This window comes from Bradyrhizobium sp. Leo78, from assembly GCF_059512425.1.
In genome coordinates this window covers 92,373-117,751 of sequence record NZ_JCAMOT010000007.1, presented here as the reverse complement: position 1 = coordinate 117,751, position 25,379 = coordinate 92,373, and the positions used below count along the sequence as shown (strand labels likewise).

Annotated in this window: 22 protein-coding genes and 1 pseudogene; 8 read left to right on the top strand and 15 right to left on the bottom strand. The window is 61.7% G+C overall.

Going from position 1 to position 25,379, the window contains the following annotated elements; translation table 11 throughout:
- Together AC5ZG1_RS11490 and AC5ZG1_RS11485 are read left to right on the top strand one after the other, a co-directional pair.
- The gene (locus AC5ZG1_RS11490; RefSeq protein WP_496132908.1) at positions 1-618 is read left to right on the top strand and encodes an Isoquinoline 1-oxidoreductase subunit; all 618 of its coding nucleotides are present in this window, start codon (positions 1-3) and stop codon (positions 616-618) included.
- Positions 619-1,622: 1,004 nt separating this feature from the next.
- On the top strand, positions 1,623-2,423 hold the full coding sequence (locus AC5ZG1_RS11485) for a transglycosylase SLT domain-containing protein (protein WP_496132907.1): 801 nt from the start codon (positions 1,623-1,625) through the stop codon (positions 2,421-2,423).
- Between the two features lie 674 nt (positions 2,424-3,097).
- Here AC5ZG1_RS11485 and AC5ZG1_RS11480 read toward each other — a convergent pair.
- Both AC5ZG1_RS11480 and AC5ZG1_RS11475 read right to left on the bottom strand, forming a co-directional pair.
- A pseudogene (locus AC5ZG1_RS11480) lies at positions 3,098-3,293 on the bottom strand (aspartate aminotransferase family protein); the annotation flags it as partial.
- Between the two features lie 176 nt (positions 3,294-3,469).
- A complete protein-coding gene (locus AC5ZG1_RS11475; protein WP_028164672.1) occupies positions 3,470-3,766 on the bottom strand; it encodes an HU family DNA-binding protein in 297 nt (98 codons plus the stop codon).
- 339 nt (positions 3,767-4,105) lie between these two features.
- Between AC5ZG1_RS11475 and AC5ZG1_RS11470 the strand changes: the two genes are divergently transcribed.
- The gene (locus tag AC5ZG1_RS11470; protein ID WP_130223883.1) at positions 4,106-5,092 is read left to right on the top strand and encodes an LLM class flavin-dependent oxidoreductase; all 987 of its coding nucleotides are present in this window, start codon (positions 4,106-4,108) and stop codon (positions 5,090-5,092) included.
- 182 nt (positions 5,093-5,274) lie between these two features.
- Positions 5,275-5,907, top strand: a complete 633-nt coding sequence (gene bluB, locus AC5ZG1_RS11465; protein ID WP_496132906.1) for a 5,6-dimethylbenzimidazole synthase — start codon at positions 5,275-5,277, stop codon at positions 5,905-5,907.
- A gap of 34 nt (positions 5,908-5,941) precedes the next feature.
- Here the strand turns inward: bluB and AC5ZG1_RS11460 are convergent, their stop codons facing one another.
- The 12 genes from AC5ZG1_RS11460 to AC5ZG1_RS11405 all read right to left on the bottom strand — a co-directional run bounded on the left by AC5ZG1_RS11460 (position 5,942) and on the right by AC5ZG1_RS11405 (position 20,201).
- On the bottom strand, positions 5,942-6,874 hold the full coding sequence (locus AC5ZG1_RS11460) for a sugar-binding protein (RefSeq protein WP_464345861.1): 933 nt from the start codon (positions 6,872-6,874) through the stop codon (positions 5,942-5,944).
- 94 nt (positions 6,875-6,968) lie between these two features.
- Positions 6,969-8,051: an ABC transporter permease gene (locus tag AC5ZG1_RS11455; protein ID WP_456642001.1), complete on the bottom strand. Its 1,083-nt coding sequence runs from the start codon at positions 8,049-8,051 to the stop codon at positions 6,969-6,971.
- On the bottom strand, positions 8,051-8,815 hold the full coding sequence (locus AC5ZG1_RS11450) for an ATP-binding cassette domain-containing protein (RefSeq protein ID WP_456642000.1): 765 nt from the start codon (positions 8,813-8,815) through the stop codon (positions 8,051-8,053). The genes AC5ZG1_RS11455 and AC5ZG1_RS11450 overlap by 1 nt, the downstream gene beginning before the upstream one ends.
- Positions 8,816-8,900: 85 nt before the next feature.
- Entirely contained in the window at positions 8,901-10,091 is a 1,191-nt protein-coding gene (gene mmsB, locus AC5ZG1_RS11445) for a multiple monosaccharide ABC transporter permease (protein ID WP_130223873.1), read from the bottom strand.
- A complete protein-coding gene (gene mmsA / locus AC5ZG1_RS11440; protein ID WP_456641999.1) occupies positions 10,088-11,665 on the bottom strand; it encodes a multiple monosaccharide ABC transporter ATP-binding protein in 1,578 nt (525 codons plus the stop codon). Before mmsA ends, mmsB begins: the two co-directional genes overlap by 4 nt.
- 73 nt (positions 11,666-11,738) lie before the next feature.
- On the bottom strand, positions 11,739-12,809 hold the full coding sequence (chvE, locus tag AC5ZG1_RS11435; RefSeq protein WP_456641998.1) for a multiple monosaccharide ABC transporter substrate-binding protein: 1,071 nt from the start codon (positions 12,807-12,809) through the stop codon (positions 11,739-11,741).
- A 66-nt stretch (positions 12,810-12,875) separates the two neighbouring features.
- Positions 12,876-13,760 (bottom strand): SMP-30/gluconolactonase/LRE family protein, encoded by an 885-nt coding sequence (locus tag AC5ZG1_RS11430; protein ID WP_496132988.1) that lies wholly within the window; start codon positions 13,758-13,760, stop codon positions 12,876-12,878.
- Positions 13,760-14,848, bottom strand: coding sequence for an aldose epimerase family protein (locus AC5ZG1_RS11425; RefSeq protein ID WP_456641997.1), 1,089 nt, complete (start codon positions 14,846-14,848; stop codon positions 13,760-13,762). The genes AC5ZG1_RS11430 and AC5ZG1_RS11425 overlap by 1 nt, the downstream gene beginning before the upstream one ends.
- A gap of 208 nt (positions 14,849-15,056) precedes the next feature.
- Complete coding sequence (locus AC5ZG1_RS11420) at positions 15,057-16,406, bottom strand: carbohydrate porin (protein ID WP_456641996.1); 1,350 nt, start codon at positions 16,404-16,406, stop codon at positions 15,057-15,059.
- Positions 16,407-16,586: 180 nt separating this feature from the next.
- On the bottom strand, positions 16,587-17,639 hold the full coding sequence (locus tag AC5ZG1_RS11415; protein ID WP_456641995.1) for an ABC transporter permease: 1,053 nt from the start codon (positions 17,637-17,639) through the stop codon (positions 16,587-16,589).
- Positions 17,636-19,171: a sugar ABC transporter ATP-binding protein gene (locus tag AC5ZG1_RS11410; RefSeq protein WP_456641994.1), complete on the bottom strand. Its 1,536-nt coding sequence runs from the start codon at positions 19,169-19,171 to the stop codon at positions 17,636-17,638. Before AC5ZG1_RS11410 ends, AC5ZG1_RS11415 begins: the two co-directional genes overlap by 4 nt.
- Positions 19,172-19,235: 64 nt before the next feature.
- Entirely contained in the window at positions 19,236-20,201 is a 966-nt protein-coding gene (locus AC5ZG1_RS11405; RefSeq protein ID WP_130223863.1) for a sugar-binding protein, read from the bottom strand.
- Positions 20,202-20,437: 236 nt separating this feature from the next.
- Here AC5ZG1_RS11405 and AC5ZG1_RS11400 point away from each other — a divergent pair, with 236 nt between their 5' ends.
- The 3 genes from AC5ZG1_RS11400 to AC5ZG1_RS11390 all read left to right on the top strand — a co-directional run bounded on the left by AC5ZG1_RS11400 (position 20,438) and on the right by AC5ZG1_RS11390 (position 22,954).
- Positions 20,438-21,715, top strand: a complete 1,278-nt coding sequence (locus AC5ZG1_RS11400) for an ROK family protein (RefSeq protein ID WP_456641993.1) — start codon at positions 20,438-20,440, stop codon at positions 21,713-21,715.
- A 79-nt stretch (positions 21,716-21,794) separates the two neighbouring features.
- The gene (locus tag AC5ZG1_RS11395) at positions 21,795-22,553 is read left to right on the top strand and encodes an SDR family NAD(P)-dependent oxidoreductase (RefSeq protein WP_456641992.1); all 759 of its coding nucleotides are present in this window, start codon (positions 21,795-21,797) and stop codon (positions 22,551-22,553) included.
- 164 nt (positions 22,554-22,717) lie between these two features.
- A complete protein-coding gene (locus tag AC5ZG1_RS11390) occupies positions 22,718-22,954 on the top strand; it encodes a hypothetical protein (protein ID WP_456641991.1) in 237 nt (78 codons plus the stop codon).
- Positions 22,955-23,107: 153 nt separating this feature from the next.
- On the opposite strand, the gene AC5ZG1_RS11385 is transcribed toward AC5ZG1_RS11390, so the two are convergent.
- Positions 23,108-23,932: an LOG family protein gene (locus tag AC5ZG1_RS11385; protein ID WP_456641990.1), complete on the bottom strand. Its 825-nt coding sequence runs from the start codon at positions 23,930-23,932 to the stop codon at positions 23,108-23,110.
- A 237-nt stretch (positions 23,933-24,169) separates the two neighbouring features.
- On the opposite strand from AC5ZG1_RS11385, the gene AC5ZG1_RS11380 reads away from it, so the two are divergent.
- Complete coding sequence (locus AC5ZG1_RS11380; protein WP_496132987.1) at positions 24,170-25,192, top strand: LLM class flavin-dependent oxidoreductase; 1,023 nt, start codon at positions 24,170-24,172, stop codon at positions 25,190-25,192.
- Positions 25,193-25,379: the final 187 nt, after the last annotated feature.

Here is a 25,379-nt window from a genome sequence, read left to right as displayed (position 1 = left end):
ATGATCTCAGAAACGCGCTTTCGGATTGTCGTTGTGGTCGCGGCGCTCGGCCTCAGCATGGTCACGGGTTATGCGGCCTCGCAGACCGCATCACACGGCCTGGCTTCGCCTGAGAGCTTTGCCGGGATCGCCGACAGCGACGCGCGATCGGCTGCGATGTTCACCGAACTCGGCAAGGTGCTGACGCATCCGCGCTGCGTGAACTGCCATCCTGCCGGTGACCGGCCGCGCCAGGGCGAGGAGGGCCGGCTGCATCAGCCGCCGGTCACACGCGGCACCGACGGCCACGGGCTGGCGGCGCTACGGTGCTCGAGCTGTCACGGCAACGCCAATTTCGAGCCTGGCCGCATACCGGGCCACCCGGAATGGCACCTGGCGCCGCGGGAGATGGGCTGGGAAGGCAAGTCGCTTGCCGAGATCTGCGCCCAGATCAAGGACCCCGCCCGCAATGGCGGCCGCAAGGTCGAAGAGCTGATCCACCACATCGGCGAGGATACGCTGGTCGGCTGGGCATGGCAGCCTGGCTTCGGCCGTTCCCCCGCGCCGGGCACACAAAAACAGGCGGGCGCGCTCGTCGAAGCATGGGCGAAGAGCGGCGCAGCTTGTCCTGTGAAGTAGTTCGAAACCGCACCATTATGGGTGCGTGCAAAATCGTGGGTAGGATGGGTAGAGCGGCAGCGAAACCCATCGCGATGGAGCGAGCCGCGCGAATGATGGGTTTCGCTGCGCTCTACCATCCTACAACTGCAGTAAACCTCGCACCGCCGTCGTCCCCGCGAAGGCGGGGACCCATAACCACAGGAGTTCGTTGTGGTGCGAGCAAGCGGTTGCAGCGGAGCGCACAACAAAGGCGTGTGGTTATGGGTCCCGGGTCAAGCCCGGGACGACTTGGGGAGGGGGTCGGATTCAAATTTCAAACAGCGTGGGGATGTGCGTTCGCATTCTCGCGGCGAGTTACGCCCGAGGTTTGCTTCACTTTCCACCCTCCTCGATAGCAGAGGGCGCAGGGAAAGCCGGGTGCTGGTTGCACCCGTGGGTCCCGTGCAACAAAAAGCACGGGGGTAGGACCACAGGTTCAACCGAAGCATTCCGGCTTTCCCTGCGCGATGGTGTTACGGTTTCCTTCGCGCTCTCCCCGGTGACCGGGCTTTTTTGCCACCGTCGTCTCTCGCGCGAACGTGTTCACGCGAAAAACTTAGCGCCAGCGTCGGGGCGCCAGGACCACACGACTTCGCCGTCCGCGTTACCTGCGCTCGTCAGTCGCACGCATCGCGTCCACCGCATCTCACCGCAACGTTCGTGACGATCGCGACCCGCCCCTCATTCGCGTGAGACGCGCGGAGTTAAATCACTGATTTGCCCGACGGCGAAAGCGGAATGTTTTTTCCGCGAGGGGTGGACAGACTTTTGCTGATTTGCCCGTCGGGTTGTTTTGTCGCACGCGGCCGCTCGGCCTGAGCCGGCTTTCGCGGACCGAATGGTCGCGTCTACCCAACCCTCGGTGATGGGTTTTGCTCGCGATCAATCCGCCGTATCAACTGTCGCCTGTTGATTCAGAACAGCATGACGGACCGACGATTCCTGTGTCCTCGCCGCGCACTACCAAGCCCTCTTCTCGCAGGATGCGCGTCAGGAGAGGCTGGAACAGGTTCCTCCCTCGCCTTCGCCACTGGCATGGCGCGCGTTGGGTGCGACAAAAACTCACGACAGCACCGCGGGCGGTTGCGGTCGTTGGCGTTGTCGCGATCCTCCTGGCGGCATTCCCTCTGATGAACCTCGTCTACCACGTGGTCCGTAAGCCGACCGAGTTGTTCTTCCTCGTTGGCGGCGCACTCGACAAGAAGCCGAGTGAAACGTGGCGGCAGTACGGACCGCTCTTTCGCGCCTACTCGACCAGCACGATTACGCCCGAATTGCTGGCCGCGTTGGCGCAAGTCGAGAGCACCGGCAACCCGGTGGCGCGCACCTACTGGCGTTGGCAACTCAACTGGAATCCTCTCGCAGTCTACCAACCGGCCTCGAGCGCCGTCGGCCTATATCAGATGACCGATGCAGCTTACGCCGAGGCCGCCCGGTCTTGCATCCGCAAGAACGCGGTCGTCGATGCCGACTGCGGATTCACCAGCCTGTATCTTCGCACGCTTCCAAGCCATGCCGTCGAACTGGCGGCCGTGTATTTGGACCGCAATGTCACGGCGGTTCTCGCCCGCGCGACGAATGCGACGGCAAACCCGCAGCAGAAGCAGGATCTGGCCGCATTCATTCATCTCTGCGGCGCCGGCCCGGCGGCGGCTTTCGTACGGCGGGGTTTTCAAACGATGGCTGGCGAGCGCTGCGGCGATCACCTCGTCGCGGCCTATCTCGCCAAGGTCAATGCGATGAAGCGCCAGTTCCTACGCTTTGCTGCCGACGGCCGGAATTAGGGCCGCCCCGGTTACCCGTTAATCTCCCTTAGGCCCGGGCGGGCCCATCGGTCCTGCGGGGCCTGGAGGACCCGCCGGCCCGGGCGGGCCGGCAGGACCGGGAAGGCCGCAGTTTTGTATCACCACGTCTCTCGTATCCTGCCCGGAGGTGATCTTGACAATGCAGGTGGAGGGAAACTCTGGTCCAATCCACCTAAACCCTCCAGTCGAAGTGCTCTCGACCTGCACTGTTTTATTTGGGCTAATCTTGATCTCCACGCCGGGCTCGCGAGGCCGCCTAACCCTTCCTACGATGACCAACTCGCCTCGCGATATGGTGGCAGTCGTGATCAATATCTCTGCATATGCATTTCCATGCCATGTGGTCACACAGGCAGTTATGACAGCCAGGACGGTGCCGATGAACCTAGCGAGCATGACGGGCTTTCCCTCGTGCGTCCTGTCATAATCCGAAATTCATCACCAGAGCTTCGGTTCTGATTCAATCAGAACCGAAGCTCTAAATTCTTGTGTTGACGCGTTTTCTTCACGCGAACCGGTATCCACTTCGCTCGAAAACGCTCTAAGAATAAGAACTCGACTACGCGAGAAGATGTTAACAGGCGCGTTCCGGATAGGAAGCGAAATCTATCATGGCGGCCGGGAAGCGATGCCGAACGCTGCGTCCATGGAACTTAAGCTGATGCTGCTGGCGCAGTCAGTTGTCGACCAATTTCGACGATCACCTCGAATGCGGCATCCGCATCGGCTTCTGTCATATCGAATGAACCCGCCTGAAATCGGATGACGATGGACTTTGGTCTGCGTGAGATAGATCCGTCCGTCGTTGTTGATCGCATTGATCAGTCGGAGATTGTGTTCATCAAGGTCGGCGACGTTCTTGTTGATGACGAAACGAGAACGATGGGAGCGTCGCAATCGCGACGTTCCCATCGGAAGATTCAATTGCGAACGCTCATTTCTTGAACTTCGCCTGCCCGGTCTTTCCGACGGCGCGCGTTGTCGTCCGGCCAGGACCGATCTTTTCGACCACCAACCCATCCGCTTCAGACAGCATCTTTAGCCACCTTCAGAGGTGACGCCTTGACCGACCTGCTGGCTGGCTTGGCCGCGAACTCCATAGGCTCTTTCGTAAAAGGATTTATACCGCTGCGGGCTTCAGTAGCAGGCTTATTTACGACCGACATTTTGACGAAGCCGGGAATGACGAACTCGCCGCACTCATTCAGCTCCTTGTAGCCTACAGTCGCCATCTGCTCGATGACGGCCTTTACGTCTGCCTTGGAAACCTGCGTTCCTTCTGCAATTGCATCAATCAACTGATTCTTGGTCATCTTGGCCATGATGGATTCCTTTGTGGAGGCTCAGAACAGTTTTGAAGCGCATGCGCTACCCGGGCTACGTCACCCTGATCGGAGGCGACAAGCCACGCGGTTCGCTTCTCGTTCGTACCTGTGATCGTGAAGTCTCCGGCCTTAAAACCTATCAAGGCCCAAAACGCAAGGAGCAGGTCGGCACTGTTGGTCAATCGCGTACCGGATTCAGCGGATTGACCCACACAGAGACAGTGCCCATATGGGGTACAAGAATCGAATGAAGCCTGCCGTTTCGGACAAGCTTGGACGCGGCCCAGTATCTCTGGCAGCGTCATTCCACACAGAGGGTTTCGTTCGGGAGGTCCTATGACGACACTGTCTATCCTCGATCTCGTCCGCGTCACTCAAGACACCGATGCCCGCGGCGCGCTCGATAACGCCCGCGACATCGCGGTCCATGCCGAGGCTTGGGGCTATCGCCGCATTTGGGTGGCGGAGCACCACAACATGCCGGGCATCGCGAGCGCCGCGACGTCGGTTGTGATCGGTCATATCGCAGCGGGAACAAAAACGATCCGCGTCGGCGCGGGCGGCATCATGCTCCCCAACCATGCCCCCTACGTCATCGCCGAGCAGTTCGGGACGCTGGCGCGCCTGTTTCCAGGCCGCATTGATCTCGGGCTGGGCCGTGCACCGGGGACCGACCAGCTGACGCTGCGCGCGTTGCGCCGTGCGCCCGAAGCGGCCGAAAATTTCCCGCAGGACGTTCTCGAAGTGCAGGCCTTTCTGGCTCCTGCCGGTCCCAATCAGCGCATCCAGGCGGTGCCGGCGGCGGGAACGGAAGTGCCGTTGTGGATTCTCGGATCGAGTAATTTTGGCGCGATGCTGGCAGCTGAGCTCGGGCTTCCCTATGCCTTCGCCTCGCATTTCGCTCCTGACCTGCTGATCCCCGCGCTGCAGATCTACCGCAGCCGCTTCAAACCGTCCGAGCAACTTGACCGTCCCTACGCGATGGTGGGCGTCAACATCATCGCCGCCGGCAGCGATGACGAAGCGCGCAGGCTGGCGACGACCCAGCAGATGTCCTTCACGAACATCTTCCGCGGCGCGCGGGGCCTCAGCCAGCCGCCGATCGACGATATTGAGAGCTACTGGTCGCCTGCGGAAAAAGCGCAGGCGATGAGCATGCTCGCGCGCTCCATCGTTGGCTCGCCCGATACGGTTCGTTCGGGCATCGATGCGCTCGTTGCGGAAACAAGCGCCGACGAACTCATGATCGTGTCCGATGTCTACGATCACGCAGCTCGGCTGCGCTCCTTCGAACTTATCGCCAGCGCCGCCGGTGTTGCCTAAGAACTGTGTCTTGGTCTTGGGCCGGCCAAGACCGTGCTTGCCTGATCCTGCTCCGCTGGCCAGGGTGATGACGGCATGGCTTGCAACGCGGCAAATTGGGGGACAGATTGGGCGTGTTCGAACAGATCGGCGAAATCGCCGTGCTGCTGGTCCCGCATCATTATTCAGAACCGTGAGCCCTGATGGTTTCCTTCGACGAACCCTTTCGCCGACAACTGCGCGAGCTGTTCGTGTGGCGTCGCGACGTCCGGCGGTTTCGTCCTGATCCGCTCCCGAGCGACGCCATCGAGCGGCTCATCGAGATCGCCTGCCTTTCCCCTTCGGTCGGCCTGAGCCAGCCTTGGCGGTTCGTCATTGTCGAGGACAAGGCGAGACGGCGGGCCGTGATCGAGAACTTCAAGGCCTGCAATGCTGATGCCTTGCAGTCCTATTCGGGCGAACGCGCGGCCCGATATGCAGCCCTCAAGCTCTCTGGCCTCGAAGAGGCGCCGGGACACCTGGCTGTGTTCGCGGAAACGACAGGCAACGTGGGTCACGGCCTCGGGCGTGCAACCATGCCGGAAACGGTCGAATATTCCGTCGTCGCGGCGGTCTGCTCGATGTGGCTCGCCGCGCGTGCAGAAGGCATCGGGGTTGGCTGGGTATCGATCCTGAACCCAGCCAGTATCCACGAGATTCTTGAAGTGCCGGAGTCCTGGAAATTCATTGGCTACTTATGCGTCGGGTACCCCGAGGCAGAGTTCGATCGACCAGAACTTGAGCAGGCCGACTGGGAATATCGGCGAGCGCCGAAGGAATTTGCGATTCGACGCTAGTCCGTTCCGCCGTAGAAATCCGGTCAAGACGTTCCTACTTCAACATCTTCGCGACGTTGTCCTTCGTCACAACGTCGAGACCAGTGTGGATGATCTCCGGCACCTTCTGGCCCTTCTTGATTGCAAGGAGAGTATCCATCGATTTCTCGCCCATCTCGAACGGACGCTGGCCGACCAGCGCATTGGCATAACCTTCGTTCAGAAGCTCGAGCTGCATCCTGAGGGTGTCGGCCACGACAAGCGTGAACTTGCCGGCGTCCATGTCCTTCTTGCTCTTGCTGGCGAACGCCTTGAAGCCTTCCGGCGCGAACATGGGCCAGCCGCCGATCGGAATGATCGCCGCGAGGTCAGGTGTCGCGGTGCGCAGATCCGTCATCTGCTGCACGCCAAGCGCGGGATCGTCGTTGCAGAAGGTCGGCGAGCCCGGGACTTCGGTCCACTTCGAACCTTTGAGCGCTTCGCGGACGCCATTGACGCGTTCGGCCAAATTCTGCGCACCCGGCCCGCCGGAGATCATTGCGTATTTGCCGCCATCGGGCCGGAGCTTCAGCAATTGCTTGCCAAGCGCGAGGCCGAACTCCTTGTTGTTGGTGCCGATGTAGGCGATCCGCTTCGAGCCCGGCGCGTCCGAGTCAAACGTGATGACGGGAATACCGGCTGTCGTTGCCGCCTCGATCGACTTCGTCATCGCCGCAACATCGGCGACCGAGATGGCCAGGCCGTCCACCTTTTGGGTGATGAAATCCTGGATGATCTGGGCTTGCGTCGCGGGCTCGTGCTCGACGGGACCTTTATAGATGCATTCGATGTTGCCGAGCTCCTTGGCGCGTTTCTGGCAGCCGTCGCGCGCGAAATCAAAGAACGGATTGTTCATGGCCTTGGGCACGATCACGAATTTGTAGCTCTGAGCAAACGCCGGCGTCGCCATCATGGCGATGGCCATGCCGGCAAGAAGTACCTTCCTCATTGCTTCCCTCCACATTTTTTGTGCCTATCCCTTGAAATCAGCGGCTCCGGGAGGCGGATAGACGAACATTTCGTTATCCTCCCGGAGGAGCTCTTTAGGCCATGCGCGATCGGATGCGATCGACCAGCACCGCCGCGATGATAATCACGCCCACGAGGGTCTGCTGCCAATAGGAGTTGACCTGCGCGAGCACGAGGCCGTTGCGGATCACCTCGAGCAGCACGCAGCCGACAATGGCCCCGAGCGGGCCGCCGACGCCGCCGGCGAGATTGGCACCGCCGATGACCGCGGCCGCAATGACATTGAGCTCGTAGGACGTCGCCATGTTTGCAGGCGCCGATCCCAGCCAGCCGGAGATGATGATGCCCTGCAGACCCGCCGCGAGCGCGCAGATCACATAGACCTCGACCTTCACGCGCACGACCGAAATTCCCGTCAACGCGGCCGCCTTCTCATTGCCGCCGAGGGCAAAGACGTGGCGGCCGAAACTGGTGTGATGCAGCACGACCGCCATCGCCACCGCGAGAACCACGAGATAGATGAACGACACGGGCATGCCGAGCACAACGCCCGATGTCAGCGCGTAGAAATAATCGGCGTCGGGGCCACCGGGAAAACTGCCGCGGCCGTTGGAGACGACGTAGCCAAGGCCGCGCACGATCGAGAGCATGCCGAGCGTGGTGACGAAAGGCGACAGCCCAAGCACCGCGATGCAGAAGCCGTTGACGAGGCCGACCATCAGCGCGACGCCGAGCCCCGCCAGGACCGAGACGAGCAGGATCAAACCGGGCACATTCGCGACCACAGTCTTGCCGTCAGCCGCCAGATGCACGAACCACTCTGCGCCAGGCGTGCCCGGCGTCGAGATGTACGTCATGACCATCGAGGTGATCATCGCGGAAAAGCACATCATCGAGCCGACCGAAAGATCGATGCCGGCCGTGATAATGACGAGGGTCACGCCGAGCGTGGCGATGGCGATGAAGGAAAAGTTCTTCGCCACATTCTGCATATTGCCTTCGGTGAAGAAATACGGGCTCGCGAAGTTCATCACCACGAACAGAGCCACCAGCGCGATCAGGACGTAGCCGGTCTGCGAGGCAAAGAAGCCGCTCTGCCACCATTTGGCCTTGCCGATATTGGTGAAGGTGATGGGAGATTCCATGCGCGTGGCCATCACGCAGCCTCCTTCGCTCCCGTGATGAGGGAGGTGACTTCCTCGGGGCTGGTGTCATCGATCGCCTTATCGGCGCACTTCTCACCGCGGCGCATGACGACGACGCGGTCGCAGACCGCGAATACGTCCGGCATGCGGTGCGAGATCAGCATCACCGCGACTCTCTGCTCCTTCAGGTGATGGATCAGGCTTAAGACCTGCTCGACTTGGCGGACCGAGATCGCGGCCGTCGGCTCGTCCATCATCACGAGCTTGGCATTGGAGAGCCGCGTCCGGGCGATCGCGACAGCCTGGCGCTGGCCGCCCGACATCTGCTTGACGAGGTCATGCGGACGGGTCTCCGAGCGCAGTTCTCCGAACAGTTCCAGCGCGCGCGCCGCCATCGCCTTGTGATCGAGAAAGGCGAACGGACCAAATTTGCGCTTGAGCTCACGGCCGAGGAAGACATTGGCGGCCGCCGTGAGATTGTCGGCGAGCGCGAGGTCCTGGTAGACGACCTCGATTCCGACCGCGCGGGCATCGATCGGACGGGCGAAATGAACCGCCTTGCCGTCAAAGCGAATCTCGCCGTGACTCGGCGGGAAATTGCCGGCGATGATCTTGACGAGCGTCGACTTGCCGGCACCGTTGTCTCCCATCAAGCCAACCACTTCGCCGGGGAGGATGCGCATGTCGACCCCGTGCAGCGCGCGAATGGCACCGAACTCCTTGCCGATGCCTTTCAACTCCAGAACCGGTTGCCCGGCAGCGTGAGGGGTTGCCATGGTTGGCCTCGCTCAGACATGCTGGTTGACCAGCGATTCCAGATATTGACACCTGATCTTCGCGTCGAATGGGACCGGTCCGTCGTCACCTGCGCTGGTTGTAGACATCGATGCAGACGGCGGCGAGCAGCACCAATCCCTTGATCACCTGCTGGTAGTCGATGCCGACGCCAAGGATCGACATCCCATTGTTCATCACACCCATGATCATGGCGCCGACCACGGCGCCGCCGACCCGCCCGACGCCGCCATAGGCGGAAGCGCCGCCAATAAAGCACGCGGCGATGACGTCGAGCTCGAAACCGGCGCCAGCCTTGGGGGTTGCCGTGTTGAGACGCGCTGCAAAGATGAGGCCGGCAAGCGCGGCCAGAACTCCCATGTTCACAAAAGTCAGGAAGGTGAGCCGTTCAGTCTTGATGCCGGACAGCTTGGCGGCTTTGGCATTGCCGCCGACGGCGTAGATTTGGCGCCCGATGATCGTCCGGCGTGTGACGAAGCCATAGAGCGCGATCAGCGCGGTCATAATCACGAGCACATTCGGCAGCCCGCGATGCGAAGCGATCAGGTAGGTGAAGTAGAGGATAACGGCCAGAAGCGCAGCACTTTTTGCGACGAACAGCGCATACGGCTCGACCTCGATCCCGTGCGATTTCTCACGGGCACGGGTTTTGGCGCTGGCATAGACCAGCGCCAGCGCCAGGACAGCGCCGATCAGCAACGAGGTCGGGTGCAGCGTGTCGGCGCCAGGAAAGAGCTCCGGGATGAAGCCTGAAGACAACTTCTGGAAGGTCGGCGGAAATGGCCCTACGGATTGTCCCTGCAGAACCGCCAGGGCAAGGCCCTTGAACACCAGCATGCCCGCAAGCGTGACGATGAAGGATGGAATCCCGAAATAGGCAACCCAGTATCCCTGCGCCGCACCGATCGCCGCGCCGACCAGCAGGCAGGCAATGAAAGCGAGCGGATAGTCGACGTGATAGCGGACCATGAGCACGGCGGCGATCGCGCCGATGAAGCCGGCGACCGACCCGACCGAGAGGTCGATATGGCCGGTGACGATCACGAGCAGCATGCCGAGCGCCATGATCACGATATAGCTGTTCTGCAACACCAGATTGGTAAGATTGAGCGGCTGCAGCAGCGTGCCGTCGGTGACGATCTGGAAGAACAGCATGATCGCGAACAGCGACAACAGCATGCCGTAGTTGCGCAGACTGTTCTTGATGAACCCCGCATGCCCGCGTTGCACAGGCAGCGAAACCGTCTTGTCGCTCATGGCCGCACTCCACCCATCTGCATCCTGTTCCGCTCCGCGCTGCCTTGTATTGGCTTGTTGCGCATGATGGCGCGCATGATCTTCTCCTGCGTCGCTTCGCTGGCAGCAAATTCGCCGACAAAGGCGCCATCGTTCATCACGCAGATCCGGTCGCAGATGCCGAGCAACTCCGGCATTTCCGAGGAAATCACCACGACGCCCCTGCCCGCCTCCGCGAGTTCATTGATGATACAATAGATCTCGTATTTGGCGCCGACGTCGATCCCACGGGTCGGCTCGTCCAGGATCAGGACTTTTGGGTCCGTCATCAGCCATTTTGACAGCACGACCTTCTGCTGGTTGCCGCCGGAGAGCTGGCCGGTTTCCTGATAGACATCGGAGCAGCGGATTCGCATCCGGTTGCGATAGTCGCTGGCTGCCCTCAACTCTCTGATGTCGTCGATCACCCATCGCGGCGCGACCTGGGAAAGGCTCGCGAGCGTGATATTCTTGCGGACGTCGTCGGCAAGGATCAAACCGAGCTGCTTGCGGTCTTCGGTCACATAGGCGAGCCCCGCGTCAATGGCCGCCGGCACGCTGGAGAGGTCGACCTCGCTGCCGTCCAGCGACACCCGTCCGCTGATGTTGTAGCCCCAGGCGCGGCCGAACAGGCTTGTCGCGAATTCAGTACGGCCGGCACCCATCAGGCCGGCGATGCCGACCACCTCGCCGCGCCGCACGTGGAAGCCGACATTCTTGATCACCTGGCGCTCGGGATGGAGCGGGTGATGGACGCTCCAGTCCTCCACCACCAGCACGGGGTCCCCGATCCTGGCGTCGCGCGGCGGGAAACGATGGGCGAGATCGCGATCGACCATGCTGCGTATGATGCGGTCTTCCTCGACCTGCTCGGTCCGGCAGTCGATCGAGTCAACGGTGCGGCCATCGCGCAAGATGGTGATGCGGTCGGCGACGCGCGCGACCTCGTTCAGCTTATGCGAAATCAGGATCGAGGCGATGCCCTGCTGGCGGAACGCCATCAGCCGGTCGAGCAGCGCCGCGCTGTCGGTCTCATTGAGGCTCGCGGTGGGCTCGTCCAGGATCAGGAGACGCACCCGCTTGGAGAGCGCTTTCGCAATCTCGACCAGTTGCTGCTTGCCGATACCGAGGTCGGTAATGAGCGCATCCGGCGGTTCGCGCAGACCGACCTGGGCCAACAGTTCCCTTGTGCGCCGATACACTGCGTCGCGGTCGATCACGCCGAACCGCGCCGGCGGATGCGACAGAAAAATGTTCTCGGCAATCGACATCAGCGGGATCAGTGCCAGCTCCTGATGGATGATGATGATCCCGAGCGCCTCGGAATCGTTGATGTCGCGAAAACGCTGTTCCTCGCCATCGAAGATGACGGTGCCTTCATAGTCGCCATGCGGATAGACGCCGCTCAGCACTTTCATCAGCGTCGACTTGCCGGCGCCGTTCTCGCCGACGAGGGCGTGGATCTGCCCGGCCTCCACTGTGAAATTGACGTCGCGTAGCGCCTGCACGCCTGCAAAGCTCTTGCTGACGCCGCGCATTTCCAGCATTGCCGTCATCGTATCATGTCCTGCAGTGGAACCGAGCTGTCGTCCGGCAAGCGGGCCTTCTGCGCTTGCCGGACCAGTTTGCTCACTCGAATTGCGAACGCTTGTAGTAACCGCTGTCAACCAGCACCTTGTCCCAATTGCTCTTGTACACCACCACCGGCTTGAGCAGATAGGACGGCACCGTCTTGATTCCGTTGTTGTAGGTCTTGGCGTCGTTGACGGGTACTTCCTTGCCGTTGAGCACGGCGTCGACCATATCCGCCGTCACCCGCGCGAGATCGCGGGTATCCTTGAAGATGGTGGAATATTGATCGCCCCGCAGTATTGCCTTGATCGACGGCACCTCTGCGTCCTGGCCGCTGACGATCGGCATCGGCTGATCGGGCGTGCCATAGCCGACACTCTTCAGCGAGGAGATGATGCCAATGGAGAGGCCGTCATACGGGGAGAGCACCGCGTCGACGCGCTTCTTGCCGTAGAAGGCGCTAAGCAGATTGTCCATGCGCGCCTGCGCGGTCGCACCGTCCCAGCGCAAGATCGAGACCTTGTCCATGCCCGTCTGCTTGCTGCCGACGACCAGCTTGCCGCTGTCGATATAGGGCTGCAGCACTGACATCGCACCGTTGTAGAAGAAGTAGGCGTTGTTGTCGTCAGGCGAGCCGCCGAACAGTTCGATGTTGAACGGGCCCTTGCCCTCCTTCAGCCCCAGCCCCTGTTCGATCGACTGCGCCTGCTGGACGCCGACCTGGAAGTTGTCGAAGGTCGCATAGTAGTCGACATTCGGCGTGTCGCGGATCAGGCGGTCATAGGCGATCACGGTGATGCCCTTGGCCTTGGCCTGCTTGAGCACGTCCGAGAGAGTGGTGCCGTCGATCGCCGCGATCACCAGCACCTTGGCTCCCTTGGTCACCATGTTCTCGACCTGCGCGAGCTGGTTCGGAATATCGTCCTCGGCATATTGCAGGTCAGTGCCGTAGCCGCGCTCGCGCAGCACCTTGGCCATGTTGTTGCCGTCGTCGATCCACCGCGCGGAGGATTTTGTCGGCATCGCGATGCCGATCGTCGCTTTCTGTGCAAGCGCGACGCGGCCGGATGCCGCGGCGGTAAGGCCCGCCAGTGCGAGCATAAGCAACGTGGTTTTCAGTCTGGCCATATTTTCACTCCCGTTGGGTTAGGAACGTTTCTGTCGTTGCAGTGAGGATTTGGGCGGGACTATCTCCTAGGAATTAGCAAGCCTGACGTCCGGCTCCGGTCGGCCGCGTGCAGCCACGTCCAGGACGAACGTGCGCCCATGATCCGGGTCGGCAGCACGCGCCCCCGCATCCATGTCTTGCCAGGCCGAGGTGACCAGGAGACGCGACAGATCGGGCCCGACGAACGCCGGGCAGCTCGGCTGACGCGCCGGGACAAGCAGGCAGCGCAGATGCTCGCCTTGCGGACTATAGACATCGACGCAACCGCCAGCCCAGCGCGCATTCCAGATCTGGCCATCGGCATCGACCACCGCACCGTCAAGGCCGCCAACACCACGGTGTCGCAGCAAAACTTCGGGTGCGCCGCGCGGCAGGCCTGTCACGGGGTCGAGCGCGATGCGATAGAGTTCGTTCTTCGCGGTGTCGGCGAAATAGCCGAGCGCGCCGTCGACTGAAAAGCAGATGGCGTTCGGAATCGTAATGTTCGCAAATAGGCGCGAGAGCTCGCCGTGATGGAGCGCGTAGACGCTGCCTGCCCCCGCCTCCGCCTTGCGTCCCATGGTGCTGATCCAGATCGTTCCGGACGGATGCACCCGCGCATCGTTGGATCGGGTGACGTGATTGTCGGCCTCGAGCGGACGATAAAGCGTCATCGAGCCATCGGCGATGGAACGGACATAAAGACCGTCTTCCGCGACAACAAGTTGACGCTCGGCGTCAATGCGCGCAAGCGCGCTCGCCATCCTGCCGAGCCGGTGAACGCGGACCTGTCTGCTCGCGAGTCGAGCCTCGAACAACCTGCTCTCGAGGATATCGAACCACCAGGCGGTATCTGTCGCCGCATCATAGGTCGGGCCCTCGCCGAGGTGGCAGCGCTCGGCGCACAGAATGGACGTCGGCACTTGCTCCATCATGTCGGCCCGCCCGCGGAACTAAACCGATAGACGCTGTGGTGCCGATAGACCGAGCCGGGCGCAAGGCGCGCGCTTGGAAAGTCTGCGCGGTTTGGCGCATCAGGCCAGACCTGCGGTTCGAGGCAGATAGCGTCGGATTGCCGGTAAAGCCGGCCTCGCTTTCCGACAACCGAGCCATCGAGATAGTTTCCGGAATAGATCTGCAATCCAGGCTGATCGGTCAGGAGCTCGAGAATCCGCCCCGATCTTGGCGCCTCGAGCCGGGCCGCGAGGCGTAGCTCGCCAGCATCATCGAGGCAGAAGTTATGGTCGTAGCCTCTACCGTTTCGAAGCTGCGCATCATAGCAGCGGATCCTGGCACCGACTGCCGTGGACTTGCGGAAATCGAAGGGGGTATCGGCGACCGCGCGCGGCGCCTCCGGCAACGGAATCGCGCTCGGATCGATCGCGAGGAAACGGTCGGCGGCGATCGTGAGCCGGTGGTCGAGGATGTCCACGCCTGACGCAGCGCCTTCGAGATTGAAAAAGCTGTGGTTGGTCAGGTTGACGATCGTCGGACGATCGACCCGTGCTTCGAAGCTGACGGATAATTCCGTCGGCCCGGTCAGCCGATAGCCGACGCGAATGTCGAGCCGGCCGGGATAGCCCTCCTCACCGTGAGCGCTGACATGGGCCAAGGTCACCATCGGCTCCGCCCCATCCTCAATGTCAGCGATCCGCCAGAGCTTTCGGTCAAAACCCTCCGGGCCGCCATGGAGCGCATGCGCGCCGTTGTTGGCCGCGAGCTGAACGACCTCGCCATCGAGCACGAAACGGCCATTGGCGATGCGATTGGCGTAGCGGCCGACCGTCGCGCCGAAGAAGTGCCGCTCGCGCAAATAACCTGCAAGATCGTCGTGACCGAGCACGACGTCTTCGCAGCGGCCAACCGCATCGGGCACGATCAGCGCCTGAAGCGCTGCGCCATAGGTGATGACATGCGCTTGGAAGCCGCGCGCACCCGAGAGCACCACCCGATCGACCGGGCGGCCATCGGGCAGCGCGCCGAAAACGTCCCTTGCAATGCGTGGCGTTGTCTCGGTCATGGCTCAGTCTTCGAACACTTCGACGATCCGGCGCATGCCCATAACCCGCCTGCGATGCGGCGGCCGCATTTCCAATGGTCGCAACGCCGGTGAGCAGTGCGGCAGCGATCCGCCGGCTTTTCTCCTCTCGGCATGCCCGCATACGGGCATGCACACACCTTTCGCGTCAGAGTAGCTCAATGTTTGACCCGGACGGGCTACCGTCGCATCAGAAATGGACCTCGGTGCGCAGACCAAGAACCCAGGCATTATCGGTCTTCACGCCGTCGGCATTATACCCGCGCCCGCCGGGATTGATCACATACTGGAGGTCGAATTTGAGGTTCATCCAGCCGGTCGCCTGCCACCCGTACCAGGCTTCGATCGGAATTTCGTTACCGCCTGCATTCGGGCTGAGAGCGGCCGAGTTCACGTGGGTCGTGCCCACCGCGAAGCCGACTTCGTCCTGGGGGCGCGAGGCGAACGTTCCAGTGTGCTTGACGCCCCAGGCGATCTGGTAGTCCTGGTACGACGTCCGGTGATCGGCAACGGTCGTATTGAGGAAGGTATACCAACCCAGCGCACCGGGACCGTCAACGGTCAACCGCTGCAGGATCGACTCATAAACGCCGAAGCGGCCTCTTTGATCTCCCAGATTTTGATCCGGGACACCACCGACGCCCGGGATGGTAACAATGATACCCGGCAGGCCACCATCAATCGTCGACTGACTGTCGTACCAGCCGCCCAATCTCCAGGTCCCGTACAGGGCACCGCTCGGACTCCAGGTCAGCTCCATCGGCACGAACACACCCGAGACGGGTTTTGAGGAGGGGACGCCTGGCAAGAAGTAGATGCTGGGCTCTGAGGTCGTCAGATAATTCGGATTGGAGTCGTAGACGCCGACCGAAAACGTCCATTCCTTGGCGAAGTTGTAGTGGACGACGCCGGCCCATTGGCTCACCGGCCAATTATAGATGTAGCCACCCAGGATGTTCCCGGGCTGGCCGCCGCAGAAGGTCAGGTTGATGAACTCGCACAGGCCGAAGAAGAAGTCGGAGCCGACCGGAAGACGGCCGGCCTTGAGTTCAAGCCGATCATCGAAAAGCTTCTGCGAGTAATAGAGTTGGGTCAGGCGAAAGATATTGCCGCGGCCGAAAACTTCATTGGTCAATTGCAAGGCCGGAATGCCTGCCTCGGTATTCAGGTTGTCGCCGAAGCGCTGGACCAACGTGAGGCCGACCGTACCCCCCGGGATGCCGGCAAGCTTCGCCATATCGAGCTTGGCCCCGAACCATAGCTGTCCAGCGTTGGCCGCGGTGTTCCTGTTTCCGCCCGACAGGTTGCCGACGGATTCATTACCCAGCGTCAGGCCGATATCGATGCCCTGCTCCTTCAGCTGGGTCCTGCCGAGATCGCCAAACAGATACGGTCTCGTCCAGAAATCATCGGCCGTAACATAAGGAAGCGGCGGAGCTTTCGTTGAAAAATCGGCCGCATGCGCTCCACCGCTCAACAGAGATGACAAAGCAATCCCCACCCCGCACACGCGCGCGATGTTTACAGATCTATGCAACATTTTCTGGCACTCCCAGCGTCCCCAGGCTTTGTCTATTTTGTGTCACGTTCCCGCCCAAAGCCCTCGAGCCTGGAACGTGCATCCTCCCCAGCCCAGACCGATTTCAGCCGCCGAAGAAACAGTCTGTATGGCAACTGGCGGTTGAAGTCGTGATTCTCCTTACCGAGCCCTCATGCCTGATCACCCGTTCTCGTTTGGCAACGCAGCCGCGCCGCGCGGTGATGCGCTCTGCTTTCCTTGCACAAGTGTCGATCTCTGCGCCGTGCGGGCCAGGCCGGCCAGCGCCACCTTGCGCCGCCGACGGCTCTGCAATTGCTGATCCGCCAGCACGCCGAGCAGAATCACTGTCCCCATCACCGCGAAGTTCAGGGAATTGGGAATGCCCAGGATGTTCACAAGGTTCTGCAGCACCTGCAGCAGCGCCGTCCCCAGCACGATACCGAGAATGGAGCCCTCGCCGCCGCGCAGGCTGCACCCACCGAGAACCGCAGCCGCGATCGCATAGAGCTCGTAGAAATTGCCGAACGAACTCGGAGAGACCGAGTTCGTGTAGAATACGAACAACACCGTTGAAACGCCGGCGAGCCCGCCGCTGATGATGTAGGCGGTCGCGATCACGATATCTGTGCGGATACCGGAGAAGCGCGCCGCTTCCTCGTTCTTGCCCACGGCATAGAGCCAGCGCCCGTAGACCGAGCGGTGCAGCAGCACGCCGAGGATCAGCGCAAGGATGATCAGGAAGATGAAGGTGTTCGGGACGCCCGCGATATTGCCGGAGGCGATGTTGCTCAGCGTGCTGGCCTCGTCACCGTAACCGAAGCCGCGTGTCGAATCGCTCGTATAGTAGCGGGCGGCGCCGCGATAGATCAGCAACCCGCACAGCGTCACGATGAAGGGCTGCATTTTCAGCCGTGTGATCAGGAAACCCTGGATGCCCCCTAGCGCCAGTCCGCCGAGCAGGACGAGCAGCAGCGCGAAGGGCCAATAGACCTGATAAGTCGTCAGAAGGTCGATGAATACGACGCCAAGCAGCGCGAACATCGAGCCGACCGAAAGGTCGATGCCTCCGGTGATGATCACAAGCCCGACGCCGAGAGCGAACACGCCGAACAGGCCGATCAGATTGGCCATATTCAGCAAGTTCACCAACGATAGAAAGGCCGGATTGATCGCGCCCGTGATGGCGGAGATCACCACCAGCAGCAGACACAGGCCGAGTTCTTTCTTCATCATGGCGCGGCGGCTTCCATGGTTTCCAGCGCTTGGCCGACCGCCAGCCGCAACACGTTATATTCGCTGAACTGCTCGCGCTCGAGCACGCCGCTGACACTCCCTTCATGCATCACCGCCACGCGGTCGGAGACGCCGATGACCTCCTCCATGTCCGAGGAGATCATCACGATCGCGACGCCCTGGTCGGCGAGGTCGCGCATCAGCACATAGATCTCGCTCTTGGCACCGACATCGATGCCGCGGGTCGGCTCGTCGAAGAACATCACTCGCGGCTGCATGGAGAGCCACTTGCCCAGCACGACTTTCTGCTGGTTGCCGCCGGAGAGCGTCACGGCCTCCATATCGATGCTCGGCGCCTTTATGGACAGGCTCCGAACCTGTTCTTTTGCGACCTTGCGCTCGGCCGCACCGTTTACCAGCCACATCCGCGCATAGTTCAGCAAGCTCGCGAGCGTCACGTTCTCCCGGATCGGCAGTTCAAGCACTAGCCCGGATTTCTTGCGGTCCTCCGGCATCAGATAGATCCCTTGCCTGATCGCGTCCCGCGGCGACGCGACACCGACCGGCGCGTTGTCGATCCTGATCTCGCCACCCAGCAGCGGGTCAATGCCGAAGGCCGCGCGGGCGAGCGAGGTGCGGCCAGCGCCCACGAGCCCCGCCAGGCCGAGAATCTCGCCGCTCCGCACGGAAAGATTGATCTGCCGGTCGGGAAAGGCTGACGTCACGAGGCCGACAATGTCGCAGCCGCCCGGCTGCGGCGGCCGTTTCGGCGGCGTATACAGCGCCTTCAGGTCACGGCCGATCATAAGCCGGATCATTGCGGCATGGCTCAGCTCGTCGCGCGCCAGCTCCCCCACCGTGCGCCCGTCGCGCAGCACCACGACGCGATCAGCGCAGGTCATGATCTCGCCCAGCCGGTGAGAGATAAAGATCACCGAGATGTCGTGCGCCTTCAGCTCGGCAATCACCTCCAGCAGCCGTTCTGTCTCCGAAATTGTCAGGCTGGAGGTCGGCTCGTCCATGATGATCACGCGGGCGTCAATCGAGAGCGCCTTGGCGATCTCCACCATCTGACGCTGCGCGATGGACAGGTCGTCGACCAGCGTGCTCGGGGTGAAATCGGCGCCCAGCCGCGCCAGCAGCGGCGTCACGCGGGCGCGCATCTCCGCGTTGTCCACCAGCTTCAGCGGGCCCCCGGTGAGCTTCTCGCGCCCTATGAACACGTTGGCCGCGACGTCGAGATTCTCGAACAGGTTCAGTTCCTGGTGCACGAAGGCGATGCCGGCCCGCGTCGCCTCGCTCACCGTCAGCCGGGCGTGGTCGGCGTGGTCGTTGCCGCCGATGCGGATCACGCCTTCGCTCGGCGCGATCACGCCGCCCAGCACGCGCATCAGCGTCGATTTGCCGGCGCCGTTCTCGCCGATCAGGCCCAATACCTCGCCGCGGTACACGCGCAGGTTGACATTGTCGAGGGCCCTGACACCGGGATAACTCTTGCTGATCCCGGCAAGTTCAAGCAGCGTTTCCGCCATTTGGCGCTTCCTCCCGCACAACGCCCGGTCGCCTGTGGCAGCCCGGCGGTGAAGCATACTGAAGTCACTTCTTCAGCAGTTCCTTCAGAGATGCGGTGAACTCCGCGACGTTGGACTTGCCGATCACCTTGGTCGGCACGATCAGCTTGCTATCCGCCGGGATCCAGGACTTGTCGCCGTTCAGCGTTTTGATGATGTTGGTGGCGGAGAGATAGCCGAACTCGTACGGCTGCTGCACGACCGTGGATTCGATCGTGCCGTCGGAAATGCCCCGCAGCGTGCGCTGGTCCTCGTCGAAGCCGACAATCTTCACCTTGCCGACCTTGCCCGCCGCCTTCACCGCGTCATAGATCAAGGGTGTCTCGTAGCTCCACAGGCCGGACAACAGCGCAATGTCGGGATATTTGACGAGCACGTTCTCCATATTCGCCTTGGCCTTGGCGAAGTCCACCTGGTCGGTGAACACGTCGACCAGCTCGACCTTGGTGCCGGCGATCGCTTCCTTGATACCCTGCACCCGCTCGCGGGCGTTGTCAGCGTCCATCGTTCCGACAAACAGTGCGATCTTGCCGCCGTTCGGCAGCGCCTTCTTGATCTCCTCGCCCGCCTGCCGCCCAGCCGCGACGTTGTCGGTGCCGATATAGGCGAGACGATTGCTCTGCGGCGCGTCGCTGTCCGTCGTGATCAATACGGTCTTGGCCGCAACCTTGTTGAGTTCTTCGGTTGCGTGCGGCGCATCGTCTACAGAAATAGAGATGCCGGCGACGCCGCGCACCAGCAGGTCATCCAACTCGCGCCGCTGGCCCGCCGCAGTTCCGTCGTTGGTGACGATCAACTCGATATTGTATTCCGGGTGCTCCTTCTGCGCCTTCTCAAGCCCGCGGCCGGCGATGGTCCAGAAGTCGGCCGCGACATTGGTCACCAGCGCGATGGTCTTTTTCTGCTGCGCTTGTGCCGCGCCCGTGGCCATCGCGAGCGCCGTTGCGCTCACCAGCAGCGGCACGATCAATGTCTTCATTGAGCTCTTCATGTGCACCTCCCTGTCGTCACCCCATGGGGCTTCACGCGCGGCGCTTTGTGCGCTTTATTTTGTTCACGCTACGAATAAATTATCGGAACTCTATATCGAGTCAAGGATGTTATTGTCCGCCACCTCACGCAACAATAGTATAATTGGTACGATAAGGTAGCCTTCATTGTTCTTTTTGGCCATCTTCCGCGCCGCACAACGTTGATTAATTTCACTGAACGAATTAAAAGACCCGCATGGATGAGCAGCCCGAGCCGCCGAGACGTGCTTCAAGCGTGGCCCGCGGATCGAATCGCGGCCGCCTCGTCGAAGTCTTGCGACGTCAGGGGCCATTGCCGCGCGTGGAGCTCGCACGTAGTACGGGGCTGAGCTTCGCGGCCATTTCGGCCATAACGTCCAGACTGATAGCGGAAGAACTGTTGTGCGAGGCCGAGACCGACGCCGGAGCGGCGACGTCGTGGCCCGACGATACCGACGAAGAGGATACGGACGGGCTGAATGGCCGTCGCCGTGGCCGGCCTGCGGTATTGCTGACCCTGAACCCGGAGTTTGGCCGCATCATCGCGGTCTCGCTACGCATGAACCTGATTGAGACACTGATCGCAGACTTCAGTGGCTCTGGCTTGGCGCAATCGCGACTTGCACTCACGACGCGCGCTCTCGATGCAGACGCGTTGTGCGATCTCATGATCGCGCAGATCGATGCTATGCTTGACGCGACGGCAACGCCGCGCCATCGGCTGCTGGGAATCGGGATTGCGCTGCAGGGCATCGTGAACGCCGACACCGGACGGCATCTGTGGAGTCCGGCGCTGTCGGTCACCGACATCGATCTGGCGAAGCCGATGCGTCAAGCATTCGGGGTCGAGGTCGTGATGGCGAACGACGCTGTCGCAGTTGCGCTGGCCCTCGCAGCCGCGGAGCCGGCACTGGCGCAGGGCCTCTCGGCCACGATCATGGTCGGCCACGGCGTCGGGATGGGCGTCGTTGTCGACGGCGAAGCGCGCTGGGGCGCCGGCGCCGGCAGCGAGATCGGCCATGTCAAGTTGGCGCCGAACGGTCCGCAATGCCGCTGCGGCCAGCGCGGCTGCATCGAGGCCTATCTCGCCGACTACGCGATCTACCGCGACGCCCGCACCTTTCTCGACCTGCCCCCGGCAGTGTCGCAGCAGCCTTCCGAGGCGCAGATGGCTCTACTGCGCCAGCGAGCACTGGACGGCGATCCCCGTCTCGAGCACTTATTCCAGCAGGCAGGCCACGCGCTTGCAGAGGCGGTCGCCGCGACGATATCGGTGCTGCGCCCACACCATGTCATCCTCGCTGGCCCCGGCCTGCAGGCATTTGACATGATGCGCCGCGCCTATGAGGAGCGGCTCGAGCAGGCGGTGTTACCGTGGCTGCTCAAGTCCACGGCAATATATGTGCGTCCAAGCGAGTCGGCGGCAATTGTCGACGGCATGGTGCGGCGGACGCTGCGGGTCGTGGACCGAAACCACATGGAGACGACCGAGTGAACACCGGGAGCCGTGGCCCTTGTTGGAGCCGCAGCAAACGCAACTGACGCCCTTCAGGCGCAAAATCGAGAGGATGCCAATGCAAGGCGCCATCTATCCAAGTCTCAAGGACCGGACTGTACTGGTGACCGGCGGCGGTTCCGGGATCGGCGAGGCCATCGTCCGCCGGTTCGTCAGCCAAGGCTCGCGGGTCGGTTTCATCGACATCGATGTGGAGGCCTCAAAGCATCTCCTGACCAGCCTGCCGGCGCATGCGGGCGTGCACTTCGAGCACGCCGATCTGCGCGACATCGCCGCCCTGAGACGCGCGGTCGCCGGCGTCCGCGAGATGTTCGGGCCGATCACCATCCTGGTCAATAACGCGGCCCGCGACGACCGTCACGCGATCGAGGACGTCACGCCGGAATACTGGGACGAGCGGATCGCGGTCAATCTGAAGCATCAGTTCTTTAGCGCGCAGGCGATCGCGCCGGACATGATCCAGGCAGGGGGCGGTTCGATCGTCAACATCGGCTCGGTGAGCTGGGTGATCGGCCAGGGCAACATGCCCTGCTACACCACCGCCAAATCCGCGGTTCAGGGCCTGACCCGTGCGCTCGCCCGCGATCTTGGGCCGAACAATGTGCGGGTCAATTCCATCCTGCCCGGATGGATCATGACCCAGCGGCAGCAGGATCTGTGGTTGACGCCCGATGGTGAGGCCGAAATCATGCAGCGCCAATGCCTCAAGCGCAAGCTCGTGCCTGATGACATCGCTCGTGCCGTCCTCTTCTTCGCCGCCGACGACAGCGGCGCCTGCACCAACCAGAGCTACATCGTCGATGGCGGCTGGGTCTAACCACATTGCCGACTGCGTTGACGATATCTCGCGAGCTGGACCATCCGCCTCCAGCCTGAAGTAGCACTGTCGCAGTCAGACAATCGCGATAAGCCTTCGTTTCCGGCGAAGGCAGTCGCCGGTATTTCCAGATTGTCCAGCCTGCCCGTGTCGGTCATGCTGCGATGATGAAAAATCATTCTGCCGCAAGCGGATCGGATGTCTTGCTGGGTGTGATCGCGATCCGGCTTGCGGCCCTGGTTTTGACAGGTTCGATCTTGCTGCTGTTGCCGCGGCAACCTCGTGACGATTCAGCCTGCGTCCCCTCCCTCGCGGGAGGGTCTGACCTGCAAATTGCATCGAAGGCAGAACGCCTGCACGTCAGCGATCCGGTGGCGGGCGATATGCTCCTGCATGATTAGAGTACTTTCGGTTCTGATGGAATCAGAACCGAAGCTCTAGATTCTTGTTTGACGCGTTTTCTTCACGCGAACCGGTGTCCACTTCGCTCGAAAACGCTCCAGGGCATGATCCGAAAAAGCGGATACCGGTTGCTCCGCGCCGCCTGTCGCCGATCAACCGGCTGGGCTAGTACCATGCGCGCGCAAGCCACGGCGAACCAGTGAGGCCCAACCATCTTCCGCGGTCTCCGCAAATTCAAAGAGACCGGGGTCGGCCGCAGAAATCATGCCCTCCTCGACGAGGGCGTCAAAGTTAATGATTTTGCGCCAGTACCTTTCGCCGAACAGCACAATGGGCGCTGGAGGGGCCTTCTGCGTTTGCTGCAGCGTCAGCACCTCGAACATCTCGTCCATGGTTCCGAAACCGCCGGGAAAAATCGCCAAGGCGTTCGCACGCATGGCCAAATGCATTTTGCGCATTGCGAAGTAGTGAAATCGGAAGCTGAGCTCCGGCGTGATGTAGCGATTGGGAATTTGCTCATGTGGCAGGGTGATGTTGAATCCGATGCTTGGAGCACCGACGTCGGACGCGCCTCGGTTTGCCGCCTCCATGATGCCGGGGCCGCCGCCAGTAGCGACAACATTGTCGCGCCACCGGTTCTTGGGATCGAAGGCGCCGCCGCGTTGCGAAGCGATGCGCCCGAATTCGCGCGCGACCTGGTAGAACTCGGATTGCTGCAGCAATCTCTCAGCTACCCTCTTCTCGGTCTCCGTCCGAGCCGCTTCGACGGCGGCGGCAGCCTGCTCCGGAGACGGCACACGCGCGCTGCCAAAAACAATGATAGTCGAGCGGATTCCCCAATCCCGCAACGCGAGTTCAGCTTTGGCATATTCGAGGGCAAAGCGGATCGATCGCATCTCGTCCCGAAGCAAGAATTCGGTATCTTCAACCGCCAGCAGCGTGCTCCGCGAGCTATGCGGGGTCGTCTGTTCATTCATATCGCTATTGTCCATTCTGCAGACTAAGTTCAACACGTTCTACGGTAGCGCAGGCCATGACGCCGGGATATTGCCTCATCGAATCTATCAAAATATACGTCAATGATGCTACTCGACACTCGCAACCTGCCGCGGTGGATCGTGCGCAGGGCGTTGACGCGATTGCGCGCATCTGATGCAGATTGCCAACGGGCAGCAACCTCGAATGTGCCTCCCAACGATTTACGCTGAATGTCCATGAAAAAGATCGGCTTTCTATCGTTCGGGCATTGGACGCCTTCACCGCAATCGCAGACGCGATCGGCATCCGACGCCCTTCTGCAATCCATCGAACTTGCCGTTGCCGCCGAAGAGTTGGGGGCAGACGGTGCGTATTTCCGTGTGCATCATTTCGCTCGTCAGCTCGCTTCACCGTTTCCGTTGCTGGCAGCCGTCGGCGCGAAGACCCGCCGGATCGAGATCGGCACGGCAGTCATCGACATGCGATATGAGAACCCGCTGTACATGGCCGAGGATGCGGGCGCGGCCGACCTCATTGCCGGTGGGCGCTTGCAACTCGGCATCAGCCGGGGATCACCCGAGCAGGTCATCGATGGGTGGCGCTACTTCGGTTACGTTCCACGCGACGGCGAGACCGCTTCCGACATGGCCCGGCACAATACGGAGATCCTGCTCGAGCTGCTGCGCGGCGAGGGCTTCGCAAGGCCCAATCCGCATCCGATGTTTCCGAACCCTCCCGGCCTCTTGCGCATCGAGCCGTATTCGGAAGGCTTGCGCGACCGCATCTGGTGGGGCGCCGGGTCGAACGCTACCGCGGTCTGGGCGGCCAAGCTGGGCACGAATCTGCAAAGCTCCACCCTGAAGGACGACGAGACCGGAGAGCCGTTCCACGTCCAGCAAGCGAACCAGATCCGAGCTTTCCGCTCGGCCTGGAAGGCGGCTGGTCACAAGCGCGAGCCTCGCGTGTCAGTCAGCCGCAGCATCTTCGCGCTGGTCGACGACCGGGACCGCGCCTACTTCGGACACGGTGGTCAGGACGCGGACCAAATCGGCTTCATCGACGAAAAAACCAAGGCGATCTTCGGCCGCAGCTATGCCGCCGAGCCGGACGTGCTGATTGCGCAATTGGCCAAGGATGAAGCTATTGCGGAGGCCGATACGCTGCTTTTGACCGTGCCCAATCAGCTTGGCGTGGATTACAACGCGCACGTCATCGAGGCGATCCTGACTCACATCGCCCCGGCGCTTGGTTGGCGCTAACCCTTATTGTGGGGTCACACCCGCAACCCGGTACAGGCACGGGCGCCGTGGACCCGAGCAATGCTATTTGATCGTCGCGTGCACAGTGATTACCGAAGTGCCAGAAGCCGTCGGCCCCTGTCCCACTGCTTTGATGGCAAAGTTATCGCTCCCCTTGTACCTAGCCTTCGCTTTGTATTCGTAAGTC

Bases quoted from the DNA above. Each gene is read 5' to 3' on its own strand.
- AC5ZG1_RS11490 (WP_496132908.1), top strand. From the start codon at position 1: ATGATCTCAGAAACGCGCTTTCGGATTGTCGTTGTGGTCGCGGCGCTC.
- AC5ZG1_RS11485 (WP_496132907.1), top strand. From the start codon at position 1,623: ATGCGCGTCAGGAGAGGCTGGAACAGGTTCCTCCCTCGCCTTCGCCAC.
- AC5ZG1_RS11475 (WP_028164672.1), bottom strand. From the start codon at position 3,766: ATGGCCAAGATGACCAAGAATCAGTTGATTGATGCAATTGCAGAAGGA.
- AC5ZG1_RS11470 (WP_130223883.1), top strand. From the start codon at position 4,106: ATGACGACACTGTCTATCCTCGATCTCGTCCGCGTCACTCAAGACACC.
- bluB (WP_496132906.1), top strand. From the start codon at position 5,275: ATGGTTTCCTTCGACGAACCCTTTCGCCGACAACTGCGCGAGCTGTTC.
- AC5ZG1_RS11460 (WP_464345861.1), bottom strand. From the start codon at position 6,874: ATGAGGAAGGTACTTCTTGCCGGCATGGCCATCGCCATGATGGCGACG.
- AC5ZG1_RS11455 (WP_456642001.1), bottom strand. From the start codon at position 8,051: ATGGCCACGCGCATGGAATCTCCCATCACCTTCACCAATATCGGCAAG.
- AC5ZG1_RS11450 (WP_456642000.1), bottom strand. From the start codon at position 8,815: ATGGCAACCCCTCACGCTGCCGGGCAACCGGTTCTGGAGTTGAAAGGC.
- mmsB (WP_130223873.1), bottom strand. From the start codon at position 10,091: ATGAGCGACAAGACGGTTTCGCTGCCTGTGCAACGCGGGCATGCGGGG.
- mmsA (WP_456641999.1), bottom strand. From the start codon at position 11,665: ATGACGGCAATGCTGGAAATGCGCGGCGTCAGCAAGAGCTTTGCAGGC.
- chvE (WP_456641998.1), bottom strand. From the start codon at position 12,809: ATGGCCAGACTGAAAACCACGTTGCTTATGCTCGCACTGGCGGGCCTT.
- AC5ZG1_RS11430 (WP_496132988.1), bottom strand. From the start codon at position 13,760: ATGGAGCAAGTGCCGACGTCCATTCTGTGCGCCGAGCGCTGCCACCTC.
- AC5ZG1_RS11425 (WP_456641997.1), bottom strand. From the start codon at position 14,848: ATGACCGAGACAACGCCACGCATTGCAAGGGACGTTTTCGGCGCGCTG.
- AC5ZG1_RS11420 (WP_456641996.1), bottom strand. From the start codon at position 16,406: ATGTTGCATAGATCTGTAAACATCGCGCGCGTGTGCGGGGTGGGGATT.
- AC5ZG1_RS11415 (WP_456641995.1), bottom strand. From the start codon at position 17,639: ATGATGAAGAAAGAACTCGGCCTGTGTCTGCTGCTGGTGGTGATCTCC.
- AC5ZG1_RS11410 (WP_456641994.1), bottom strand. From the start codon at position 19,171: ATGGCGGAAACGCTGCTTGAACTTGCCGGGATCAGCAAGAGTTATCCC.
- AC5ZG1_RS11405 (WP_130223863.1), bottom strand. From the start codon at position 20,201: ATGAAGAGCTCAATGAAGACATTGATCGTGCCGCTGCTGGTGAGCGCA.
- AC5ZG1_RS11400 (WP_456641993.1), top strand. From the start codon at position 20,438: ATGGATGAGCAGCCCGAGCCGCCGAGACGTGCTTCAAGCGTGGCCCGC.
- AC5ZG1_RS11395 (WP_456641992.1), top strand. From the start codon at position 21,795: ATGCAAGGCGCCATCTATCCAAGTCTCAAGGACCGGACTGTACTGGTG.
- AC5ZG1_RS11390 (WP_456641991.1), top strand. From the start codon at position 22,718: ATGATGAAAAATCATTCTGCCGCAAGCGGATCGGATGTCTTGCTGGGT.
- AC5ZG1_RS11385 (WP_456641990.1), bottom strand. From the start codon at position 23,932: ATGAATGAACAGACGACCCCGCATAGCTCGCGGAGCACGCTGCTGGCG.
- AC5ZG1_RS11380 (WP_496132987.1), top strand. From the start codon at position 24,170: ATGAAAAAGATCGGCTTTCTATCGTTCGGGCATTGGACGCCTTCACCG.